The 23,271-nt window shown below is 63.8% G+C and carries 16 protein-coding genes; 5 read left to right on the top strand and 11 right to left on the bottom strand.

Features of this window, described 5'->3' with window-relative positions:
• Window positions 1-8 precede the first annotated feature (8 nt).
• Window positions 9-1,970, top strand: a complete 1,962-nt coding sequence (locus tag V1290_RS16910) for an acetyl/propionyl/methylcrotonyl-CoA carboxylase subunit alpha (protein ID WP_334365461.1) — start codon at window positions 9-11, stop codon at window positions 1,968-1,970.
• A 140-nt stretch (window positions 1,971-2,110) separates the two neighbouring features.
• Here V1290_RS16910 and V1290_RS16905 read toward each other — a convergent pair whose 3' ends face one another.
• The 7 genes from V1290_RS16905 to V1290_RS16875 form a co-directional block, all read right to left on the bottom strand.
• Window positions 2,111-3,103: an ABC transporter ATP-binding protein gene (locus V1290_RS16905; protein WP_334365460.1), complete on the bottom strand. Its 993-nt coding sequence runs from the start codon at window positions 3,101-3,103 to the stop codon at window positions 2,111-2,113.
• Window positions 3,100-4,113: an ABC transporter ATP-binding protein gene (locus tag V1290_RS16900; RefSeq protein ID WP_334365459.1), complete on the bottom strand. Its 1,014-nt coding sequence runs from the start codon at window positions 4,111-4,113 to the stop codon at window positions 3,100-3,102. The genes V1290_RS16905 and V1290_RS16900 overlap by 4 nt, the downstream gene beginning before the upstream one ends.
• Window positions 4,113-5,006: an ABC transporter permease gene (locus V1290_RS16895; protein ID WP_334365458.1), complete on the bottom strand. Its 894-nt coding sequence runs from the start codon at window positions 5,004-5,006 to the stop codon at window positions 4,113-4,115. Before V1290_RS16895 ends, V1290_RS16900 begins: the two co-directional genes overlap by 1 nt.
• 4 nt (window positions 5,007-5,010) lie before the next feature.
• Window positions 5,011-5,958 carry an ABC transporter permease gene (locus V1290_RS16890; protein WP_057841301.1) on the bottom strand — a complete coding sequence of 316 codons (948 nt, stop codon included), beginning with the start codon at window positions 5,956-5,958 and terminating at the stop codon, window positions 5,011-5,013.
• A 182-nt stretch (window positions 5,959-6,140) separates the two neighbouring features.
• Window positions 6,141-7,736, bottom strand: a complete 1,596-nt coding sequence (locus V1290_RS16885) for an ABC transporter substrate-binding protein (RefSeq protein WP_334365457.1) — start codon at window positions 7,734-7,736, stop codon at window positions 6,141-6,143.
• 292 nt (window positions 7,737-8,028) lie between these two features.
• Window positions 8,029-9,579, bottom strand: a complete 1,551-nt coding sequence (locus V1290_RS16880; protein ID WP_334365456.1) for an AMP-binding protein — start codon at window positions 9,577-9,579, stop codon at window positions 8,029-8,031.
• A 16-nt stretch (window positions 9,580-9,595) separates the two neighbouring features.
• On the bottom strand, window positions 9,596-10,750 hold the full coding sequence (locus V1290_RS16875; RefSeq protein WP_334365455.1) for an iron-containing alcohol dehydrogenase: 1,155 nt from the start codon (window positions 10,748-10,750) through the stop codon (window positions 9,596-9,598).
• A 402-nt stretch (window positions 10,751-11,152) separates the two neighbouring features.
• On the opposite strand from V1290_RS16875, the gene V1290_RS16870 reads away from it, so the two are divergent.
• From V1290_RS16870 to V1290_RS16860, 3 genes are all read left to right on the top strand, one after another.
• Window positions 11,153-12,364: an efflux RND transporter periplasmic adaptor subunit gene (locus V1290_RS16870; protein WP_442894176.1), complete on the top strand. Its 1,212-nt coding sequence runs from the start codon at window positions 11,153-11,155 to the stop codon at window positions 12,362-12,364.
• On the top strand, window positions 12,361-15,513 hold the full coding sequence (locus V1290_RS16865; RefSeq protein ID WP_334365453.1) for an efflux RND transporter permease subunit: 3,153 nt from the start codon (window positions 12,361-12,363) through the stop codon (window positions 15,511-15,513). Before V1290_RS16870 ends, V1290_RS16865 begins: the two co-directional genes overlap by 4 nt.
• A 146-nt stretch (window positions 15,514-15,659) precedes the next feature.
• On the top strand, window positions 15,660-16,853 hold the full coding sequence (locus V1290_RS16860; protein ID WP_334365452.1) for an ABC transporter substrate-binding protein: 1,194 nt from the start codon (window positions 15,660-15,662) through the stop codon (window positions 16,851-16,853).
• A gap of 148 nt (window positions 16,854-17,001) precedes the next feature.
• On the opposite strand, the gene V1290_RS16855 is transcribed toward V1290_RS16860, so the two are convergent.
• The 4 genes from V1290_RS16855 to V1290_RS16840 are packed head-to-tail and all read right to left on the bottom strand — an operon-like array spanning window position 17,002 to window position 21,645.
• Entirely contained in the window at window positions 17,002-17,394 is a 393-nt protein-coding gene (locus V1290_RS16855; RefSeq protein ID WP_334365451.1) for an MAPEG family protein, read from the bottom strand.
• A 30-nt stretch (window positions 17,395-17,424) separates the two neighbouring features.
• Window positions 17,425-18,510, bottom strand: a complete 1,086-nt coding sequence (locus tag V1290_RS16850) for a lipocalin-like domain-containing protein (protein WP_334365450.1) — start codon at window positions 18,508-18,510, stop codon at window positions 17,425-17,427.
• Window positions 18,500-20,962 carry an ABC transporter permease gene (locus tag V1290_RS16845; RefSeq protein WP_334365449.1) on the bottom strand — a complete coding sequence of 821 codons (2,463 nt, stop codon included), beginning with the start codon at window positions 20,960-20,962 and terminating at the stop codon, window positions 18,500-18,502. Before V1290_RS16845 ends, V1290_RS16850 begins: the two co-directional genes overlap by 11 nt.
• Window positions 20,959-21,645 carry an ABC transporter ATP-binding protein gene (locus V1290_RS16840; protein WP_334365448.1) on the bottom strand — a complete coding sequence of 229 codons (687 nt, stop codon included), beginning with the start codon at window positions 21,643-21,645 and terminating at the stop codon, window positions 20,959-20,961. Before V1290_RS16840 ends, V1290_RS16845 begins: the two co-directional genes overlap by 4 nt.
• Window positions 21,646-21,902: 257 nt before the next feature.
• Between V1290_RS16840 and V1290_RS16835 the strand changes: the two genes are divergently transcribed.
• Window positions 21,903-23,189, top strand: coding sequence for an MFS transporter (locus V1290_RS16835; protein ID WP_334365447.1), 1,287 nt, complete (start codon window positions 21,903-21,905; stop codon window positions 23,187-23,189).
• The last annotated feature ends 82 nt before the right edge of the window (window positions 23,190-23,271 follow it).

The raw sequence follows: 23,271 nt of genomic DNA, 5'->3' as shown, positions 1-23,271 counted from the left end.
GGATCGAGATGAAGCGAACGCCATTCTTCAAGATTCTCGTCGCCAATCGCGGCGAGATCGCGCTGCGGGTCATGCGCACCGCGCGCCGCCTCGGCTATGGGGTGGTTGCCGTCTATTCCGATGCCGATCGTGATGCGATGCACGTACGTGAGGCGGACCAGGCGGTGCGGATCGGGGAGGCGCTGCCGGCGCAATCCTACCTGCGGATCGATGCGATCATCGCCGCCGCCAAAGCCAGCGGGGCCGGCGCGGTGCATCCGGGCTACGGCTTCCTCGCCGAAAACGAGGATTTTGCGCAGGCCTGCCGCGATGCCGGGCTGGTCTTCATCGGGCCGTCGCCGGAGGCGATCCGGGCGATGGGCAACAAGGCCGGCGCCAAGGACATCATGCGAGAGGCTGGCGTGCCCATCGTGCCCGGCTATCAGGGCGCGGACCAGAGCGACGCGGTAATGCTGGCAGAGGCCAGGAAGATCGGCTTCCCCGTGATGATCAAGGCGGTCGCCGGCGGTGGCGGGCGCGGCATGCGGCTGGTCGAGGACGCCGCGGCATTTCCCGATGCACTGCGCAGCGCAAGGTCGGAGGCGCAGGGCGCGTTCGGCGATCCCACGGTGATCCTGGAGCGCGCGATCGTCGATCCCCGCCACATCGAGATCCAAGTATTCGGCGATCGCTACGGCAATGCCATTCATCTCGGCGAGCGCGATTGCTCGGTGCAACGCCGACACCAGAAGCTGATCGAGGAAGCGCCCTCGCCAAAAGTGACGCCGGACTTGCGGGCGCGCATGGGCGCCGTTGCGGTCGGTGCCGTCAAATCGATCGGCTATGAGGGCGCGGGTACGTTGGAGTTCCTGCTCGATCCGTCCGGCGAGTTCTATTTCATGGAAATGAACACGCGCCTGCAGGTCGAGCACCCCGTCACCGAAGCGATTACCGGGCTCGATCTGGTCGAACTGCAATTGCGCATTGCGGCCGGCCAGCCGCTCGGGCTCAAGCAGGAAGACGTCAAATTTTCCGGCCACGCCATCGAGGTGCGGTTGTGCTCGGAGGACGCGGACCATGACTTCATGCCGCAATCGGGGCGAATAGAGCTGTGGCAGATGCCCGACGGCATCCGCGTCGAGCACGCGCTGCGTTCAGATTCGGAGATTCCGCCGTTCTACGATTCGATGATTGCCAAGATCATCAGCCATGGTGCCGACCGCAATGAGGCCCGCGGTCGGCTGATTTGCGGGCTGGAGCAGACCGCGGCGTTCGGCGTCACCACCAATCAGGGATTCCTGATTTCCTGCCTGCGCCATCCTGCCTTTGCGAGGGGCGAAGCGACCACGGCCTTCATCGGTAATCACCGCGACGAATTGCTGGCGCCGCGTGTGAAGGGCAAGGCGGAAGCTGCGCTGGCAGCGTTGCTGCTTTACGTCACCAATCCGCATGCGCCGCCCTGGCGCCGCGGACGCAGTCTGGCGGCGACTTTCCCGCTGACGATGCGGATCGACCTTGGCCACGGTGCGTTCGAGGTTGATATCGTTCGGAACCGCGACGGGAGTTATGTCGCGGGCTTCGAGGGCGACGAGCGGCGTTTCGAGATCGACGAGCTCGGCCCCGACACGATCCGCTTCCGTGCCGACGGCATGATGGAGTCAGCGAGATTCTTGCGCGATGGCGACCAGCTCTATGTTCTGCATCGCGGAGCCTCGATTGCCGCCCGCGATCTGACGCTGGCTGCACCGGCCTCCGCTGTGGCGGCGGACGGCGACGGCAAGGTGCGCGCGACGATGAACGGCCGTGTGGTCGCGGTGCTGGTCAAGCCCGGCGAGCAGGTTGCCGTCGGCCAGCCGGTTATGACGCTGGAAGCGATGAAGATGGAGCACGTGCACATGGCAGGTGTTGCTGGCACGGTTTCGTCGATCGATGTCACCGAGGGCGAGCAGGTGACGACGGGACGGATCGTCGTGGAGATTGCGGCGGCGTGACAAAAATCTCTGTCGTCCCGGGCTTGACCCGGGACCCATAACCACGAACGTTCGATTTGTGCGAAGTTGGGGCGATAACTTTGGTTCGTAAGTAGCAGCGGTGGTTATGGGTCCCTGCGTTCGCAGGGACGACGATAGACTTATTCCGGTCGTCCCGTGCCGTCGTTCAGCCAGCACGCTACCTGATGTCCTTCGCCGGCCTCCACCAGCGCCGGCCGCTCCACCTTGCAGCGGTCCATGACATAGCGGCAGCGGGTGTGGAAGGCGCAGCCTGAAGGTGGATTGATCGGGCTCGGGACGTCGCCGTCGACCATCGGCGCGAGGCGCTTTGCCTTGGGATCAGCGACCGGGACTGACGCCAGCAGCGCCTGCGTATATGGATGCCGCGGGTTGGCGAACAATTCCGACTTGTCCGCGATTTCGACAATGCGTCCGAGATACATCACGGCGACGCGATGGCTGATATGGGCGACGACGGCGAGATCGTGGGCGATGAACAGGTAAGAAAAATCGTTCTTGCGCTGCAGGTCGATCAACAGGTTGATCACCTGCGCCTGGATCGAGACGTCGAGCGCCGAGACCGGCTCGTCGCATACGATCAGGCTCGGCCCGAGCGACAGTGCCCGCGCGATGCAGATGCGCTGCCGCTGGCCACCGGAGAATTGGTGCGGGTAGTTCTTCATCTGATCGGGCCGCAATCCCACCTGCGCGAACAGTTCCGCGACGCGTTCCTGCTGCGCGCGGCCGGTCGCGAGCCCATGCACGGCGAGCGGCTCGCCGACGATATCGCCCGCGGTCATGCGCGGATTGAGCGAGGCGAACGGATCCTGGAACACGATCTGCATGGAGCGACGGTGCGGCCGCATCTCGGCCTTGCTGAGCCCGGTGATGTCGGTGCCGTTCAGCTTGATGGCGCCGCTGGACGGCTCCACCAGCCGTAGCACGGCGCGTGCGACCGTCGATTTGCCGCAGCCGGATTCGCCGACCAGCCCGAGCGTCTCGCCCTTGCCGACCGAGAAGCTGACGCCGTCGACCGCATGCACAGTGCCGACGCGCCGGCGCAGGACGCCGCCGCGCACCGCGTAATGCTTGACGAGGTCGGTGACTTCAAGGAGGGGGCGTTGGTCGCTCATGGCGCGCCCACCAATTCGGTTGCGCGCCAGCACGCCGCGAGATGATTGGCATCGACTTCCTGCAGCGGCGGATATTCGGCGCGGCATCGGTCCACGGCAAGGCGGCAGCGCGGCGCAAAGGCACAGCCCGGCGGCAAGTTGGTCAGCGACGGCACCATGCCGGGAATCTCATTCAGTCGCGCATCGGTCTTGGCACCAAACGAGATCACCGCCGGCATCGAGGCCATCAGCCCGCGCGTGTAGGGATGCTTTGGATTTTCGAACAGGTCCTCTACCGTCGCTTCCTCGACCTTCTTGCCGGCATACATCACGATGACGCGTTGCGCGGTCTGCGCGACGACGCCGAGATCGTGCGTGATGAGGATCAAGCCGGTGCCGAGCCTCTTTTGCAGATCGACGATCAGCGCCAGGATCTGCGCCTGGATCGTCACGTCAAGCGCGGTGGTCGGCTCGTCCGCGATCAACAGCGCCGGCCGGCACGCCAGAGCCATCGCGATCATCGCGCGCTGCCGCATGCCGCCGGACAATTGATGCGGATATTCGTGCGCGCGCCGGTCCGGTTCGGGAATGCGGACCAGGCGCAGCATCTCGACCGCCTTGGCCCAGGCCTCCTTCGCGGTCATCTCCTGGTGCAGGCGGAGCACTTCCGTGATCTGGTCGCCGATCCGCATCACCGGATTGAGCGAGGTCATCGGCTCCTGAAAGATCATCGAGATTCGATTGCCGCGGATATCGCGCATCTCGGCCTCGTCGAGGCTGAGCAGATCGGTGCCTTCCAGCGTCACCGAGCCGCCGACCACGCGGCCCGGCGGGTCGGGCACCAGCCGCATCACCGACAGCGCGGTCACGCTCTTGCCGCAGCCGGACTCGCCGACGATCGCGAGCGTCTCGCCGCGGCGGACGGTGAACGAGACGTCGTCGACCGCGCGGAACAGCCCGGAATTGGTGAAGAACACCGTCTGCAGGTTCTTCACATCGAGAATAGTGTCGTCCTTGCGCGCCTCGCTCATCAGCCGCGTTGCCTCGGATCGAGGATGTCGCGGAGCGCGTCGCCGAACAGATTGGTGCCGAATACGGCAAGGGAGATGGCGACGCCCGGGAAAATCACCAGCCACGGCGCGGTGCGAACATATTCGGCCGCCGATTCCGACAGCATGCGGCCCCAGGACGGATAGGGCTCGGGAATGCCGAGGCCGAGGAACGACAGCGAGGCTTCGGTGAGGATGGTGGAACCGAGCTGCGCGGTCGCCAGCACGATCAAGGGCGCGAGCGTGTTCGGCAGCACGTGGCGGAGCGCGATGCGGGTCTCGCTCATGCCGATCGATTTTGCTGCCTCGACGAAGGGCTGCTCGCGCAGCGCCAGCGTATTGGCGCGGATCACGCGGGCGACGGTGGGGATCAACGGGATCGCAATCGCGATAATCACGTTCGGCAGCGAGGGACCGAGCGCCGCCGTCATCACCAGCGCCAGCACCAGCAAGGGCAGGGCCTGCAGGATGTCGGTGACGCGCTGGAACAACAGATCGACCCAGCCGGACAGATAGCCCGATACGAGGCCGACGATGACGCCGATCGACGATCCCAGCGCGGTGGCGCCGATACCGACGGCGAGCGAAATGCGCGCGCCGTGAATGATCCGGCTCCAGACGTCACGGCCGAATGAATCGGTTCCCATCCAGTGCGCCGCGCTCGGCGCTGCCAGCCGCTGCGCCGAATCGACACTGAGCGGATCGTAGCGGGCAATGAGGTCGGCCGAGATCGCCATCCAGACGAACATCACCATGATGACAAGGCCGATCGTGCCGAGCAGATAACGCTGCGCCAGGAACACCAGCCGGCGCCAGCCATGCGTCGAATGGGCGCCGGCCCGCCTCAACTCGCTCTCGAAGTTAATCGTGGTCACGCGGCTAGTCCCCATACCGGATGCGCGGATCGATCGCGGCGTAAAGCATGTCGACGGTGAAGTTAGCGACCACCACGACCACGGCGATCAGCATCACGAGATTCTGCACGATCGGGTAATCGCGCCAGCGCAACGCCTCGACCAGGAAGCGGGCCACGCCTGGAATATTGAACACGGTTTCGGTGACAATCAGCCCGCCGATCAGGAACGCCGCCTCGATGCCGATCACGGTGATAACAGGGAGAATCGCGTTCTTCAGCGCGTGGCGATAGTTGACCGAAGCCTCGGACGCACCCTTGGCGCGCGCGGTGCGGATGTAGTCCTGCCGCAGAATTTCGAGCATCGAGGAGCGCGTGATGCGCATGGTCAGCGCGGCGCTGCGAAAGCCGACCGCCATCGCCGGCACGGCATAGATCGCGAACGCCTCCGTCCAGGTTGCCGGGTTCGGATTGTAGATCGGCATGTGGCCGAACAGCGAAACCGAGGCCATCAGGATAAGCAGCCCGAGCCAGAAGGAAGGCAGCGACAGGCCGCTCAGGCTGACGACACGGAGGGTGTAATCCAGCCGCGAGCCTTGGTGGACTGCGCTGAGAACGCCCAAGGGGATGCCGATCGAGGCCGAGAACAACAGCGCCAGCGCCGCCAGCCGGGCGGTGATCGGAATGCGCGGCAGGATCTCTTGCAGCGCCGGCTTTTCCGAGACGTAGGAATAGCCGAGATCGCCGTGCAGCAGCCCGCCGATCCAGTTCAGATATTGCTGGTAGATCGGCAGGTTGAGGCCGAGTTCCTTTTCCAGGTTGGCCTTGTCGGTGGGATCGACGAAGCCGGCGGCGTCGAACAGGATGTCGACGATGTTGCCGGGGACGACCCGCAGCAACACGAAGATGATGATCGAGATCCCGATCAGGGTCACGAGCATCAAGGCGAGGCGTCGCACGATATAAGCAAACACCCGGCTACTCTCCCTGACTATCCGTCATTCTCGAACCCCTCCGTCATTGCGAGGAGCGATAGCGACGACGCAATCCATCTATCCTCGTGCAGAGAGGTGGATTGCTTCGCTTCGCTCGCAATGACGGACACAAAACTGCGCGCTCGAAATTTACCGTCACACCGGCTTCTCTCGGCCGAACGTTACTTGTCCATCCAGACGTCTTCGTAACGGTAGCCGTTGTAGGAGCTGTTCACCATGATGGTGATGCCCTTGACATAAGGCTGCCAGCACGAGCCCTGGCGGGCGTGCAAGATGATCGGCCGCGCCACGTCTTCCTGCAGCTTCTTGTCGATCTCCCAGACCAACTTCTTGCGCTTGGCGGCATCCTTCTCCATCGACTGCTCGTCGAACAGCTTCTCGATTTCCTTGTTGCAGTAGTTGGTATAGTTGCGCTCCGAGCCGCAAGAATAGTTTTCGTAGAATGACTGGTCGGGATCGTCGACCGCATTGCCGGTGAGGTTGAGGCCGAGCGAGTAATCCTTGCGGGCGACCTTCGGGAACCACTGCGCGGTATCGACGACGTCGAGATCGCCGTCGATATAGATGCTCTTCATCTGGTCGATCAGGATGACGGCGGGATCGCGGTAGATCGGGATGTTGCGCGTGGCGACCTTGACGGCGAGGCGCTTGTCCGGTCCATAGCCCGCCTTCTGCATCAGCTTGCGCGCCTCTTCCCGATTGGCGTTGACGTCGGGACCGTAACCCGGAATCGATTCCAGCATTTCCTTCGGCATCGCCCACAAGCCACCCGGTGCGGGGAGCATGGTGCCGCCGATGTCGGCCTGTCCCTCGTACAGGATCGAGACGAAGGCCTTGCGGTCGAGCACCAGTGCCAGCGCGCGGCGAATGTCGATATTGTCGAACGGCGGGGCGGACGAGTTGACGATGATGTTGGTCGAGACGTTGACCGGCTCGACCACGCATACTGCATTCGGCGCCTGCGACTTGACCTCCTTCAAGAGCGGGATTGACACTTCGGTCGGGAAAGTCATGTCGAACTTCCCGGAGACAAATCCGAGAATGGCCGTCGAACGGTTGGTGATGATGGTGAACTCGATGCCGTCGAGGTGCGGCAGGCCCTTCTTGAAGTAGTCGGGATTCTTCGTGAGCTTGATCGATTCGTTGGCCTTGAACTCGACGAATTTGAACGGGCCGGTGCCGACCGGCTTGGTACGCATGTCGGCCGGGGAGACGTGGCAGGGGTAAACCGGGGTGTAGCCGGAGGCGAGTAACGACAACAATGCCGGCTGCGGCCGCTTCAGGCTGAACGATGCCTCGAAATCGCCGTTTGTCGTCACGTCCTCGACCTGGTTGTACCAGGACTTTCGCGGGTTCTGACGGAATTTTTGCTGCGACTTGCCCATCAGCATGTCGAAGGTGCACTTGACGTCGGCTGAGGTGAACGGCTTGCCGTCATGCCACTTGACGCCCTGCTTCAATTTGAAGGTGAGTTTCTTGCCGTCGTCGCTCCAGGCCCAGTTCTCCGCCAGATCCGGGACGATGGAATCGACGCTATTCTGCGCGACGTCCTGCTTGAACATGACCAGGTTGTTGAAGACCGGCATGAAGGGAACGTTGATCGAGAAGGTCGCGCCTTCATGGATCGAGGCGCTGCCCGGGCTGTCGCGATGATAGACCCTGAGGATGCCACCCTGTTTGGACTCGCCGGCCGATGCAACATCATAAGCCGGCAGCAACAACAGCGCTGCCGCGGCAAGCGCATGAACGCTCCGCATGGTCCCCTCCCATATGTGCTCGGTCTCGAAACGGCCGATTGCATCAGACGATAGCATGCCCGCGCGTCCGGGCAACCGGCCAAGACAATGCACAGATCGGCAATTCGAACTAATCGAAATCCGTGCGGCGGAACATGCGCGCCAACCGGCCGTTCGCTGCGAAAGCGGCGGATTGGTTGCAGCGTAGCCGTCATGTTGCGGCTCGCGCTGGAATGTCTCGCCGGATGATGCACCGCACCACCGGGTGTCGCGACGTCTGTGTTCGGGCTCGCCATCTCACATCGTCGCATGCTCACACGATCCGCGAGGTCTTGTTGCCCCAATAGCGATCGCGCAACAGGCGCTTGTAGAGCTTGCCGGTCGGCAGCCGCGGCAGTTCGGCCTCGAAATCGATCGAGCGCGGCACTTTCTGGCGCGACAGCGACTGGCTGCAGAAGGCGATCAGTTCGTCGGCCAGTTCCTGTCCCGGCCAGACGCCCGGCATCGGCTGCACCACGGCCTTTACTTCCTCGCCAAGGTCGGGATTCGGCACCCCGAACACCGCCGCATCGGCGATCTTGGGGTGAGTGATCAGGAGGTTCTCGCATTCCTGCGGGTAGATGTTGACGCCACCGGAGATGATCATGAAGGTCGCGCGGTCGGTCAGATAGAGAAAGCCGTCCTCGTCGACATAGCCGACGTCGCCGACCGTGCTCATGCTGCCGTCCGGCGAACGCACTTCCTGGGTCTTGGCCGGGTCGTTGAAATATTCAAAGGGGGTTGCGGTCTTGAACCACACCGTGCCGGGCGTGCCGAGGGGGCAGGGTTGCATGTCCTCGTTGAGAATATGGAGGTCGCCGAGCATCACCCGGCCGACGGTGCCGCGATGGGCCAGCCATTCCTCGGTGTTGCAGGCGGTGAAGCCGAGCCCTTCGGTGGCGCCGTAATATTCATGGATGATCGGCCCCCACCATTTGATGATGTCGTCCTTCACCGCAGCCGGGCAGGGCGCGGCAGCGTGGATCGCGATCTCGAGCGATGAGAGGTCATAGCGCTTGCGGACATCCTCTGGCAGCTTCAGCATGCGCGAGAACATCGTCGGCACAAGCTGGGTGTGGGTAACGCCCCATCTTTGAACCAGCTCCAGATATCTTTCCGGATCAAAACTTTCCATGATGATGACGGTGCCGCCGGCGCGGATCGTCAGATTGACCGCCGCCTGCGGCGCCGAATGATACAGCGGCGCCGGCGAAAGGTAGATCATGCCTTCGCGGTAGTGCCAGACGCCGTGCAGGAAATCGAAGATCGCCAGGTTCTGAAGCGGAGGTTGTTCGGGCAGCGGCCGCAGGATGCCCTTCGGCCGGCCCGTGGTGCCCGACGAATAGAGCATCGCGGTGCCGATGCATTCGTCCGATCTCGGCGTCTTCGGGAGGCCTGCCGTCGCCTGCTCAAGCCCGACGATGCGGTCGCTCTCGCCGTCGCCGTCCGCGACAATGCACAAGTCGACCTTGGGGCATTCCTTCAGCGCCTCGCGGGCGACGTCGAGCTTTGCCTTCGAGGTGATGAGAATGCGCGACTGGCTGTTTGTGAGGATGTAGGCAAGCTCGCCCGCGGTCAGGTAGGAGTTCACGCAGGTATAATAAAGCCCGCTGCGTTCGCCGGCGCCGCAGGCCTCGAGGTAGCGGCTGTTGTTCTCCATGAAGATCGAATAGTGGTCGAGGCGCTTGAGTCCGCGGTTGCGAAACAAGTGCGCCAGCCGGTTCGAGCGCGCCTCCAGTTCACGATAGGTTACGGCCTCTCCGGTGGAAGCCATGATGAAGGCGGGCTGCAGCGGACGAAGGTGAGCATGTGTGCCGGTGTACATATTGGCTTCGGTCTCCTTACGCGGTCATGTCCAAAATCTCGCGTACCTGCGCCGGTTCATCGATCTTGCGCGGATTGCGCGGCACCCACGGCGTTGCCATCGCTTGTTGCGCGATGCGGTCGAAGTGCTCAGGCCCAACCTTGACCTCGCGCAGGCTGCGCGGCATGCCGAGATTGCGAATGAATCGATCGAGCACGTCGCCGGCGTCCTCGTTCGGATGGCCCATGGCGGCTGCGACCAGCGCCTGACGTTCGGCATTCGCTGACTTGTTCCATCGCATCACCGATGGCAGCATCACGCAGGAGGTGTAGCCGTGCGGGACTCCGAACTCCGCGCCGAGCACGTAGCCGATGCCATGGCTGGCGCCCATCGGCACGCCGGAAGCGAGAGGCCCGGTCGAAAGCCAGGTCCCGATCTGGCAATCCATCCGCGCGTCGAGGTCGCCGGCCGCGGCCTTCACGCCTGGCAGCGCCTGCGCCAGCATCGATAGGCCCTTCAGCGCCTGCGCATCGCCATATGGGTGAGCCTCGCGCGAGCAGATGCCTTCGACGCAATGGTCGACGGCGCGGATACCGGTCGACAGCCACAGCCATTCCGGCGTGTGTTGGGCAAGCCAGGGGTCGAGAATCACGGCGCGCGGTATCAGCAGCGGATGGCGCAGCGCTTCCTTGACCTTCGTCTTCTCGTTGGTGACGCCGGCCGTGGAGGAGAATTCACCGCCGGCGATCGTCGTCGGCACGCTGATCTGGCGAACCGTCGGCGCGGCAAGTTGCGGTGAGCCGCCGCGACCGGCCTTGATCCGGTCGATGTCATCCGCGCTGCGGACGTCGTTGGCGAGGCAGAGCTGCACGGCCTTGGCGCCGTCGGTGATCGACCCGCCGCCGATCGTGACGATGAGATCGGCATCCGCTGCGCGGGCCTGTTCGCTGGCGGCGATCACGGCTGAGCGCGGCGTGTGCGGCGGCATCGCGTCGAACGTGCCGACGCAGCGCGGTCCCAGCGCACGGCGGATGGTATCGATCACATCGGTTTCGCGGTTGAGCGTGCCGCTGATCATCAGGAAGGCGCGCCTCGTGCCGAGCCGATCCACCTGCGCGACAAGCGCCTCGGACGCCGGCCGTCCGAACACGACCTCGTCCATGGCGCCGAATACGACACGCCCTCTGTGCACGATTGTCCTCCCCGGACATTTTTCTGGCCCTTGTGGCGGGCCTTGCGGCGAGGTTAGCCGAGGAAATCGGCGACGTCATGCTTGAAGGCGGCAAGCCTGCGCCAAGAGGCGCGCCGCGGAATGACGAGGGCGGGGCGGGGCGAGAGTCTCTGCACGATGTCACGTTTTCGTCATCAGGCGGCGATTAGCTGGCCATTCGTCGCAACGGGTTCCGCTTTCATCGCAATGCGAAAACGCGAAATCGTGCGTTGCGAAGAGCGTTGACTACGCTGATGCATAACGATTGTGCTTGATCCCAGCCGGTTCTTGACGAGACTGGGAACCAATCACATCTGTGGCCTCCGCAACTAAGTTCCACGGCAAGCTTTTCCATCGATCAGGATGTTGAGAATGCAGGGGGAGATGGGATTGAGCACGACTGAGCCATTGAGACGCCCGGCTGCGGCAAGCCGTGATGGTCACTCACTTCGCGGTCTCAAATGGTTGCCCCCATTGCTCGCGCTTGCGCTGTCCGCCTGTGGCGACAAGCCGCCGCAACAGCCAGCCGCCGCGGCGCCATCGGTCACGGTCTCGCAGCCGGTGAAACGCACCGTCACCGATTGGGACGAATTCACCGGCCGCTTCGAGGCCATCCAGGAGGTCCAGGTTCGCGCCCGCGTCGGCGGGTTCGTGACCAGCGTCGAATTCCGCGACGGCGCGATCGTGCGCTCAGGTGATCTGCTGTACGTGATCGACGCGCGTCCGTTCGAGGCGGTCGCCGAACAGGCCGACGGGCAGTTGTCCGATGCGCGCGCGAGAGCGGAACTCGCTAGACGCGAACTCGACCGCGCGCTGACATTAAATCAAACCCAGGCGGTGTCCGATTCCGTCGTGGACCAGCGCCGCCAGACCCTGCAGGCGGCGCGCGCCGCGGAGATGCAGGCCGAAGGCGCGCTCAAGGCCGCCAAGCTCAACATCGAATTCACCCATGTGATGGCGCCGATCACCGGCCGCGTCAGCCGCCATCTCGTGACGCCAGGCAATCTCGTGCAGGGCTCCGAGGGCGGCGCCACGCTGCTCACCTCGATCGTCTCGCTTGACCCGATCTACATCTATTTCGATGTCGACGAGGCGACTTACTTGCGAAACAGCCGGCTCTGGTTCGAAGGCAGGCGGCCGAGTTCGCGCGACACGCCGAACCCGGTCCAGGTGACGCTGACCGGCGAAACCAAGCCCTCGCATGAGGGCAAGATGGATTTCCTCGACAATCGCCTGGACGTCTCGACGGGTACGCTGCGCAGCCGCGCCGTGATCCCGAACAAGGATCTCTCGATCCTGCCGGGACAGTTCGGCCGCGTCCGGATCGTCGGCAGCGGGCCTTATGAGGCGCTGCTGCTGCCGGACACGGCAGTTGCGACCGACCAGTCGCGCAAGATCGTTTTTGTCGTCAAGGACGACAATACGGTCGAGGCGAAGCCGGTGACGCTCGGACCGCTCGATGAAGGCCTGCGCGTGATCCGTGAGGGCCTGAAGCCGGAAGACCGCGTCATTATCGACGGCCTGCAACGGGCACGGGTGGGGGCAAAGGTCAGCCCGCAGCCGGGTGAGATCAAGCCGGCCGGTGCCAAGACATGAATCTCGGCCGCCTCTCCATCAACCAGCCCATCCTGGCGATGGTGTTGTCGATCGTGCTTCTGATCGTCGGCGCGATCGCCTACACCACGCTGCCGGTCTCCGAATATCCGCAGGTGGTGCCGCCGACGGTGACGGTCACTACGCAATATCCCGGCGCCTCTGCGCAAACCGTGTCCGACACCGTCGCCGCTCCGATCGAGCAGGAGATCAACGGCGTCGAGGACATGCTGTATCTCTACAGCCAGGCCACCTCGAACGGGCAGTTGACGATCACGGTCACCTTCAAGCTCGGCACCGATCTCGACAAGGCCCAGGTGCTGGTGCAGAACCGCGTCGCGATCGCGCAGCCGCGGTTGCCCGAAGAGGTGCAGCGCAACGGCGTCATCACCCGCAAGAACAGCCCCGACATCCTGATGGTCGTGTTCATGCTGTCGCCGGATGATACGTTCGACCAGCTCTACATCTCCAACTACGCGCTGCTGCAGGTCCGGGACGAGTTGCTGCGGCTCGACGGCGTCGGCGACATTCAGATCTTCGGCGCGCGCGACTATTCGATGCGGCTGTGGCTGGATCCCGACAAGATCTCGACGCTCGGCCTGACCGCGGGCGAAGTGGTGGCGGCGATCCGCTCGCAAAACGTGCAGATCGCGGGCGGCCAGATCGCGGAGCCGCCGATCGGCGACCGCGCCTTTTCGCCGAATCTCACCTTTACCGGCCGGCTGAAAGACCCGAAACAATTCGAGGAGATCGTGGTCAAGGCCGGCGCCGACGGGCGCACGGTCAAGCTGCGCGATGTTGCGCGGATCGAACTCGGTGCTTTGGCGTATTCGACCAACAGTTTTCTGCTGCGCAAATCCGCTGTCGCCATGCTGGTGACGCAGCGGCCGGGCTCGAATGCGCTGGCGACCGCCAAGAGTATTTCCAACACGATGGAGAAACTGAAGGCGAGCTTCCCGAAGGGGCTCGACTACAACATCGGCTACAACCCGACCGAATTCATCGCGCAGTCCGTCAGCGAGCTGATCAAGACGATCTACGAGGCGATGGCGCTGGTCGTGATCGTGGTGCTGGTATTTTTGCAAGGCTGGCGGCCGGCGATCATCCCGATCATCGCGATTCCGGTCTCGCTGGTCGGCACCTTTGCGGTGATGGCGGCGCTCGGGTTCTCGATCAACAATCTGACGCTGTTCGGCCTTGTGCTGGCGGTCGGCATCGTGGTCGACGACGCGATCGTGGTGGTCGAAAACGTCGAGCGCCACCTCGAACATGGCATGAGCCGGCGCGACGCCGCGCTCCGCACCATGCAGGAGGTTGGCAGCGCGCTGGTGTCGATCGCGCTGGTTCTGTGCGCTGTGTTCGTGCCGACCGCCTTCCTCGGCGGCATCTCCGGGCAGTTCTTCCAGCAGTTCGCCGTCACCATTGCGGTCGCGACCGCGATTTCCTGCTTCTGTTCGCTGACGCTGTCGCCGGCGCTGGCCTCGTTGATCCTGCAGCCGCATGAGGACAAGAGGCCGCCGGCACGCTGGAATTTCATCGCCCGCGGTTGGGGCGCCTTTACCGGCGTGTTCAATCGCGGCTTTGACCGGTTGGCACATGGCTATGCCAGCACCGCCGATTTCGTGATCCGGCACGCGGTAGTGATGCTGGTGCTCTATGCGGCGCTGATCGGCAGCGCCGGATGGCTGTTGATGACGACGCCGCAAGGTTTCATTCCGGCGCAGGACCGTGGCTACGTGATCGTTTCCGTGCAATTGCCGGGTGCGGCCTCGCTGGCGCGAACGACCGAAGTGGTCCGCGAGATCGAGCGGATTGCGCTGGATACGCCGGGCATCATTCGTGTCGCGGCATTTGCCGGCTTCTCGGGCGCAACGCGGACGCAGGCGGGCAATGCCGCCGCGCTATTCCCCGTGTTCGAAGATCCGGCAGAGCGCCACAAGAAGGGGCTTTCCGCAGGCGCGATCGCCAACAATCTGCGCACGCGGCTGGCGAGCATCCAGGGTGCCTTCATCATCGTCATCCCGCCGCCGGCGGTGCCCGGCATCGGCACCGGCGGCGGCTTCACGATGCGCATCCAGGACCGTCAGGGCCGCGGCTCGGAAATGCTCGCGGCCGCAACCGACGAACTGGTCGGCGCCGCGCGCAAGGCGCCCGGCCTGACCCAGGTGTTCTCGCCGTTTGCCGCCAACACGCCGCAACTGTTCGTCGACATCGACCGCGTCAAGGCGCAGAAGCTCGGCGTGCCGATTGCGAACATCAACGATACGATCCAGACCTATTTCGGCTCGTCCTATGTCAACGACTTCAACCTGTTCGGCCGCACCTACCGCGTCACGGCGCAGGCCGATCTGCCGTTCCGGAAGGAGACGTCCGATCTCGCACGCCTGCGCACCCGTAACGCCGCCGGCGACATGGTGATGCTCGGCAGCGTTGTGAGTTTCAGCGACATCTCCGGCCCCGACCGCGTCGCGCGCTACAATCTCTATCCGGCGTCCGAGCTGCAGGGCGACACGTTGCCGGGGACCAGCTCGGCGACCGCGATCGAGACCGTGAAGAAGCTGGCCGAAGAAACGCTGCCGAGCGGTTTCTCGTTCGAATGGACCGATCTGTCCTACCAGCAGGTTACCGGCGGCAGCGCGGGCCTCTATGTATTCCCGATCTGCGTGCTGTTCGTGTATCTGGTACTGGCGGCGCAATATGGCTCGTGGAGCCTGCCGTTCGCGGTCATCCTGATCGTGCCGATGTGCCTGCTCGCTGCCACCGTCGGTGTGCGGATTATGGGGCAGGACGTCAACATCCTGACCCAGATCGGTTTCGTGGTGCTGGTGGGGCTGGCGGCCAAGAACGCCATTCTCATCGTTGAGTTCGCGCGCGATATCGAACTCGAAGGAAAGGCGCGCCTGGACGCCGTGATCGAAGCCTGCCGGCTGCGGTTGCGGCCGATCCTGATGACGTCGTTTGCCTTCATCCTCGGTGTGTTGCCGCTGGTGATCTCGTCGGGCTCCGGCTCCGAGATGCGGCAGGCGGTGGGCGTCGCCGTGTTCTTCGGCATGATCGGCGTCACGCTGTTCGGCCTGGTGTTCACGCCGATCTTCTACGTGATCGTGCGCAACCTCGCCGAGGGCAAGGGCAAGAAGCGGGCGGCGGTGTGAATTCGCGCTCGTCGCGCCCCGCAATGACGGCGCAGTTTCGATCAAAGTTCCCCAATACTTTTGGCTGATCTGAAATGGATGGGCACTCGCGGGGTTATTGAATAAAGTCGCGAGGTTCCTCTGACAAAAAATTCCTGGAGAAAAGAATGAAGTCGGGATTGTTGGCCGCCGCTGCGGCAGTTGGTCTTTTGCTCGCCGCGCCGGCATCGGCGCAGGGCGTCAAGATCGGCATTTTGAACGACCAGTCCGGGGTCTACGCCGATTACGGCGGCAAGTGGTCGTTCGAAGCGGCCAAGATGGCGATCGAGGATTTTGGCGGCGAGGTGCTCGGCCACAAGATCGAAATCGTCTCCGCCGACCATCAAAACAAACCGGATCTCGCCACCGCGATCGCGCGGCGCTGGTACGAGGTCGAGGGCGTCGACATGATCACGGAGCTGACGACCTCTTCCGTCGCGCTCGCGATTCACGAGCTTTCTAAGGAGAAGAAGAAGATCGACATCGTCGTGGGTGCTGCGACTTCGCGCCTCACCGGCGATTCCTGCCAGCCGTATGGATTCCATTGGGCGTACGATACGCACGCGCTCGCCTACGGCACCGGCGGTGCGCTGGTGGAATCCGGCGGCGATACCTGGTTCTTCATGACCGCCGACTACGCCTTCGGCCATGCGTTGGAAAAAGACACCGGCGATTTCGTCAGGGCGAAGGGCGGCAAGGTGCTCGGCGCAGTCCGCATTCCCCTGAACTCGTCGGACTTCTCTTCCTTCCTGCTGCAGGCGCAGAGTTCGAAAGCCAAGATCATCGGTCTCGCCAATGCCGGCCTCGACACCACCAACTCGATCAAGCAGGCGGCGGAATTCGGCATCGTCAAGAGCGGCCAGAAGCTCGCCGGCCTGTTGCTGACGCTTGCCGAAGTGCACGGCCTCGGCCTCGACGCCGCCCAGGGCCTGGTGCTGACCGAAGGCTACTACTGGGACCGAGACGCCAAGAGCCGCAATCTCGCCGAACGCTTCTTCAAGCGCACCGGCCGCATGCCGAACATGATCCAGGCCGGCACCTATTCGGCGACGCTGCAATATCTGAAGGCGGTGAAAGCGGCGGGCACCAAGGATACCGAGGCGGTGGCGAAGAAGCTGAAGGAGCTCCCGGTCGACGACGATTTTGCGCAAGGCGGCAAGGTGCTGGAAAACGGCCGCATGGTGCACGACCTCTATCTGTTCGAGGTCAAGAAGCCATCTGAATCGAAGAAGCCGTGGGATTACTACAAGCAGCTCGCCGTGGTGCCGGGCGACAAGGCGTTCCCGGCGGCGAAGGATTCCGGCTGCCCGCTGGTGAAGTAAGCTTTTTGTCGTCCCTGCGAACGCAGGGACCCATAACCACAGGCGGTTGTTGTTAAAGCGGGCGTCTGACGATCTGCTCCATTGAGAAGCCGCGGCGTATGGGTCCCTGCGTTCGCAGGGACGACGAGGGGATGGGGTTAGCGCTCCGTCACCCCTGCACCAACCGCCACACGATGGCGCCGAATGCGCCGACCCACAGCGCGATCGTCGCCAGCGCCTGAGTCGCAAAGCCGGGGCTGCGCTGTGGGACCGACTTCGCGTAGCCAAATATATAGAGAATGCGGCCTATCACCCAGACCAGCCCCAGCGCAGCGGCGATGCTGTCGCTGATATAAATCGCGAACAGCCATAGCGCCGGCAAAAAGATCGGCAGCCATTCCAGCGTGTTCATCTGCGCGCGAAACACGCGCTCGAAATCTGGATTGCCCGAAATCGCCGGCAGCTTGACGCCGAATTTGCCGCGCGCCTGCGACACACGAACGGACGAGTAGAAGTAGACCAGGATCGCCAGCAAGCTGACGAGCGCGGTGAGATGATACATCGCTGAAACTCCCCTGTTTCGTGCGCGGGCTTAATAGCCCGTCATTTCCAGATAGCCCACCCCCGTGTGGCTGCCTGCGAAGCGAATCGGGCCTTCCCAATAGGGAAAGCTCGTGCCCATCCAACTCTGGGGATTGAGCGGCGTGCACTCGATTCTGAGCGCCTTGCTCGGAACCTCGATGCGCCATGTGGTCGGAATTTTTCGCGCCCCAATCTCGGTGAACGCGAGCGGCGTCATGGCGATATCCGCGGAGGCGAGTTGCTCGGCCGTGCCATCGGGCGCGATCCATTTGCCCGAGCCATAATGCTGGCCGTCGGTCTGGCGCATCCGGTACAACATCAATTTGTCGCCGGCGTTGAAATGCAGCGAGAGCCAGTCCCATCCGCTTTGATCCGCGGCCAGCGGCTGGCTGCTCCACTCGCGATCGAGCCAGGCCATGCCGGTGACGTCGATGGGCCTGTCGTCAATGGTGAGGATGCCCGTCGTCGCAAAATGCGGCTGGCTGTAGTAATAGGAGGCCTGTTCGCGCAGCGATTTGCGGCTGTAGCCGCCTTCGCCCTGCAGCACCAGCGGCCGATCCGCGTCAAGCCGCAGCGTGTAGCTGAAGTCGGCGCCCGATGCTTTCAGTTCCAGCGGTGCGATATTGTCGTCATTCACGGAATCGAGGGCGCGCATCTCCCAGGCATCGATCCAGGCGTGAACCGGGTTGGCCTCGACGCCGGCCTGGCCGACACCGCCGCGCGCGAACGTCTGGCTGAAGCGATGAGTATCTTCGCGGGTGACGGCGGCATGGCCCATCCAAATCTGCTGGTTGGCCCAGCCCTCTCGCGGTCCGCCCGGCGCGATCGCTTGGCGAAACAGCGTCCATTGGGCGCCGTAGGCTGCTCCGCTGACATCGCTGAGATTGGCCGTCACATACCACCACTCGATGCGGAATTCCGGATGTGGGCCGTGGTCGGCAGGAAAACCAAATGTCCTGCCCGGCACGACCGGCGCAAATCCATCCGCGCTATCGCCAAGCCCGGCAAAGCCCTGCGCGAGTGCCTCGCCGCCGAATCCGGCCAAGAGTGTACCGCCAATGAAGCAGCGGCGGGTAATGAGGTCGCTACCGTTCATTGGCAAAGATCCTGATCAGGCTGGTCGGCTGCATGCGCGCCAGCCTGATAACGGGGAGCGCGGAAGCCGCAACCGCTGCCGCCATCGCGACGCCGGTGAGCCACAGCAATTGCAGCGGAAAGACATGAAACGGCAACCGCCAACCGAACGCCTTGACGTTGACGATCGCGAGCAGGCACCACGCGACCAGCAAACCCAGCGGAAGCGCAAAGATGGTGGTGATCAACGCCACCGAGGTCGTCTTCAACAGCTCGATGGCCGCGAGCCGCCGCCGCGTGACGCCGATCGCCCACAACGGGGCCAGTTGCGGCAGGCGGGAATTGGCAAGCGTCAAGAGGCTCGTCAACAGCGCCACGCCGGCGACGCCGAGCGTGAAGGCGTTCAGCGCCGCCGTGACCGCGAAAGTGCGGTTGAAGATCCGCGTCGATTCCGCCTTCATCGCCGCCTGGTCGGCGACATTGCGATCGTCGAGGCCGAATTTTTCCTGCAGCGCCGAGATCAACGCCGGGATCTTTGGCGAGGCGACCCGCAGTCCCATGCGCGTCAGCGGGATTTCCGGAAAGCGCCGCGTCAGCGCGGCGAAGTTCACCGCGATCTGGCCCTTGGGGTTGCCATAATCGGCATAGATGCCGACCACGTTGAGCGTCCAGTTTCCGCCTGACGCGGGCACTTCGATGCGGTCGCCAAGGGAGAGATGCAGCCGTCGCGCCAGTTGTTCGCTGACAAGGGCCGCATCGCCAGGGCGAAGCTTGACCCAGGCATCCTCAGTCGATTGCAGCAGCGGCCAGTTGTCGCGATAGGTGGCGTGATCGGGCAGGCCCAGCACCTCGATCGGCGCGCCCGCCAATTGCGTATCGGCACGGCCGCCGGGCAGGATCGCCTCGACCTCGGGGCGTTCGCGAAGCCACGCCTTGATCTCGTGTGCCTGCGCGTCGTTGGCGGCGTTGACATAAATTTCTGCGGCCAGCCGCCCGTCCAACCAGACCAGAAACGTGCGGGAAAAACTCTCGACCATGGTGGAGACGCCGACATTCACCGCCAATGCGAGCAACAGCGCCATCAGGGCGAGCGACAATCCCGACAATTGCTGGCGGCTGTCGGCCCAGAACCAGATTCCGAGCGGGGCTCGTGCATAGCGCTGGCCAAGCGACAGCACGATTTCCAGAAACATCGGCAGGATCAGCGCTGCGCCGAGCATTATTGCAGCGAGCACGGCAAAGCCAGAAATCAGGGAATCGCCAAACCACAAAAAGCCGCCGGCCGCTGCGAACGCGACGAGGGCCAGCGCGCTCTGGTAAATGAGCCAGCGCCGCTGCGCCTGTTGCCAGGCGAAGGGCTGGGCGGTGGCGAGCAACGGCAGCCGCAGCGCCTTGGTGAGACTGGCAGCGGCCGCTGCGAGCGCGCCCAAGATGCTGATGGCGATGCCCGCGATCCACCATTGCGGCTTGAGCGTGAGATGTCCCGGAATCTGCGCGCCATAGAGCCCGCGCAGCGATGTGGCGACGTCAGGCAGTAGCGCGCCGGCGATGAAGTAACCGCACACGAGTCCAATCAGCCCCGCGGCCAGTGCCAGCGCCACCAGCTCAAGCACCAGCACGGCGTTCAGCATCCGCGCCGAGACGCCGCAGGCGCGCAAGGTGCGCAAGGTCGGCAACCGCTGCTCGAAGGCGAGCCCGATCGCCGAATTGACGATGAACAGGCCGACAAAGAACGACAGCAGCCCGAACGCGGTCAGGTTCAGGTGAAAACTGTCGGTGAGACGTTCGAGATCGGTCTCCGCATCGGCTTCGACCAGCCGAAGCTTGTCGCCGGCAACGCTTTCAAGCGGCGCGTGCCTCCCGGTCGCCTTGCCGATCAGGAGCCGCGAAAGCTGGTCCGGCATTTTCAGGAGGTTCTGCGCAATGCCGATGTCGACGACCAGCACGCCGGGCACCAGGTTTGGCTGCACGCGAAGCGGCGGCAGCGGTGCGCCGCCATCGCCTCGTGGACGCGCGCCCTCCGCGAGCTTGAGGTCGGAAAGCGTTTCCGGCGCCACCAGGATCTCGCCCGGCGGCGTCATGAAGGATTGCAGGCCGGCTTTGCCGATCGTCGGCGCGTTGCCGACTTCAGCGGGCAGCGTAACGGGTTCGATGCCGAGCAGCCGCAACGACCGTCCCTCGATCTGGATGCGGCCTTCGAGCATCGGCGAGACCGGCCAGCCGGCGCGGCGCAACTCGACAAAAAGTTCTTGCGGAAAAGTTACGCCGTTGCGGGCGACCAGCATGGCGGTGCGCGTGCCGCCAAACGTAGCGGCGGCGCGATCATAGGATGTGCGCGCCTGCTGATTGAGCGCCTGCACGCCGCTCCACAGCGCGGTCGCCGAGATCAACCCGATCAGCAGGGTCGCCAACTGCATCGGGTGCCGCCGCCAGTGGCTCAGCAGCACGGCCAGCGTCCACAGCGCGCGTTTCACGCGATCACCCCGGCGTGGAGGTTGACCTGGCGGTCGAGCGTTGCTGCGAGCCGCGCGCTGTGCGTCACCAACAGAAAACCGCAGCCGCTGCGCGTCACCAGGTCGCGCGCCAGCGCCAGCACTTCGTCCGCCGTGTCCTCGTCGAGATTGCCGGTCGGCTCGTCTGCGAGCAGCAATAGCGGCTTGACCGCCAATGCCCGGCCGATTGCGACGCGTTGCTGCTGACCGCCGGACAATTGCTCGGGATAGCGCTTCAGGAAGCGGCCGAGCCCGAGCCGCTCCACCAGTTCGTGGTGCCAGGCCGCATCGTGACGACCGGCGATGCGCGACTGGAAAACGAGGTTGTCTTCCACGGTGAGGCTCGGGACCAGGTTGAATTGCTGAAACACCAAGCCGAGCCGGTCGCGGCGCATTTCCGCCCGCTCGGCATCGCTGAGTTCGGCGACTGCGGCATCCGCCAACCTGATCTCGCCGCCGTCGGCCGCATCGAGCCCGGCGATCAGGTGCAAGAGCGTGCTCTTGCCACTGCCGGATTCGCCGGTGAGTGCGACGCTCTCACCGGCAGCGACCGTCAGGTTCACGCCGCGCAGCACCGCGACCTCTTCGCCGGCGGTGCGGTAGCTCTTGGTCAGGCCGGCCACGTGCAGCACGGGGCCGGTCGCACTGGGATTGTATTTGGTCATGCGAGACGATGGACCGATCTGACCATGAAAATCCCCCGACGTGATGGCATGCAACATATCAGGGCACGCGTCCCCGATCACGGCCTCAATCGCGCCGCGCCGCGATCGTGATCCGGTTGTGGCGTGCGCCTGTCGCACCAGCCGGCAGTTGCACGGCGGGCATTTGCGGAAATCCCGGTTGCCTTGCCCGCAAGCCCCCTTGTAGCATCGAAACCGGCCAATCCTACAGAATCAGCAAAGATACGGGGAAACCAGCCATGACCGCGCAAGCGACGCCCACGGGGACGCCCAAGGGCGCCTGGACAATTACCTTCTTGCTGTTTCTGTTCATGCTGGTGAACTTTGCCGACAAGATCGTCGTCGGGCTTGCCGGCGCGCCGATCATGGATGAGCTGAAGCTCTCGCCGGAACAGTTCGGCTTTCTCGGATCCTCGTTCTTTTTCCTGTTTTCCATCTCGGCCATCGTCGTGGGCTTTATCGTCAATCGCATCGATACCCGCTGGGTGCTGCTCGCGATGGCGGTGATCTGGTCGGTGGCGCAGTTTCCGATGGTCGGCACCGTCGGATTTACGACGCTCGTGATCTGCCGCATCATCCTTGGTGCAGGGGAGGGACCTGCGTTCGCGGTAGCGGCGCACGCGGTCTACAAGTGGTTTCCCGACGAAAAGCGGACGCTGCCCACCGCGATCCTTTCGCAGGGCTCGGCGTTCGGGGTGATCCTCGCGGTGCCCGCACTGAACTGGATCATCGTCAATCATAGCTGGCACTATGCGTTCGGCGCGCTCGGCATCGTCGGCCTGATGTGGGCAGCGGCGTGGCTGGTCATGGGAAAGGAGGGACCGCTGGTTCAGACCGTTACAACGGCCGCTGCCGACCCGCGCGTTCCCTATCTCCAGCTTCTAACTTCGCGAACCTTTATCGGCTGCTGCGCCGCGACCTTTGGCGCCTATTGGGCGCTGTCGCTCGGCCTCACCTGGTTCACGCCATTCATCGTCAAGGGGCTGGGCTTCTCGCAACAAGACGCAGGCTGGATTTCGGTTTTGCCCTGGGTGTTCGGCGCGGCCATCGTGCTGCTGACGGGCTGGGTTTCGCAGGTGATGCTGACGCGCGGCTATACCACGCGCGGTGCGCGCGGTGTGCTCGGCTCGGTGCCGCTGATCGTCGGCGGGGCGATTCTTGCCGTGCTACCCTATGTCAACGGCGCGGGATGGCAGATTGCGTTCCTCGTCGTCGGGTCCGGGTTGTGCGGCTCGATCTATGTGGTCTGTCCGCCGATGCTCGGCGAATTCACCCCGGTGCAGCAGCGCGGCGCCGTGATCGCAATCTATGGCGCGATCTACACGCTGGCGGGAATGATCGCGCCGTTCGTGATGGGCGCCGTGATTCAGAATGCGGCGGTGCCGCTCGACGGCTACATGACCGGCTTCACCATCAACGCCGTGATCATGGCGGCGTCAGGGTTACTCGGCCTGTTGCTGCTGTGGCCGAACACGGAACGCGCAAGGCTGATGGCGCAAGCAGCGGCACAACCGAAATTCGCCTGAGGAAATAACAAATCCATCCGTCGTCCCTGCGAACGCAGGGACCCAATAACCACGAATGCTGATTGTCTAAGCGAGACGTCTG

This window comes from Bradyrhizobium sp. AZCC 1578 (assembly GCF_036924675.1).
Taxonomy (GTDB): Bacteria; Pseudomonadota; Alphaproteobacteria; order Rhizobiales; family Xanthobacteraceae; genus Bradyrhizobium.
The sequence above is the reverse complement of the archived record's forward strand: the minus strand, read 5'-3'. Positions and strand labels throughout refer to the sequence as shown.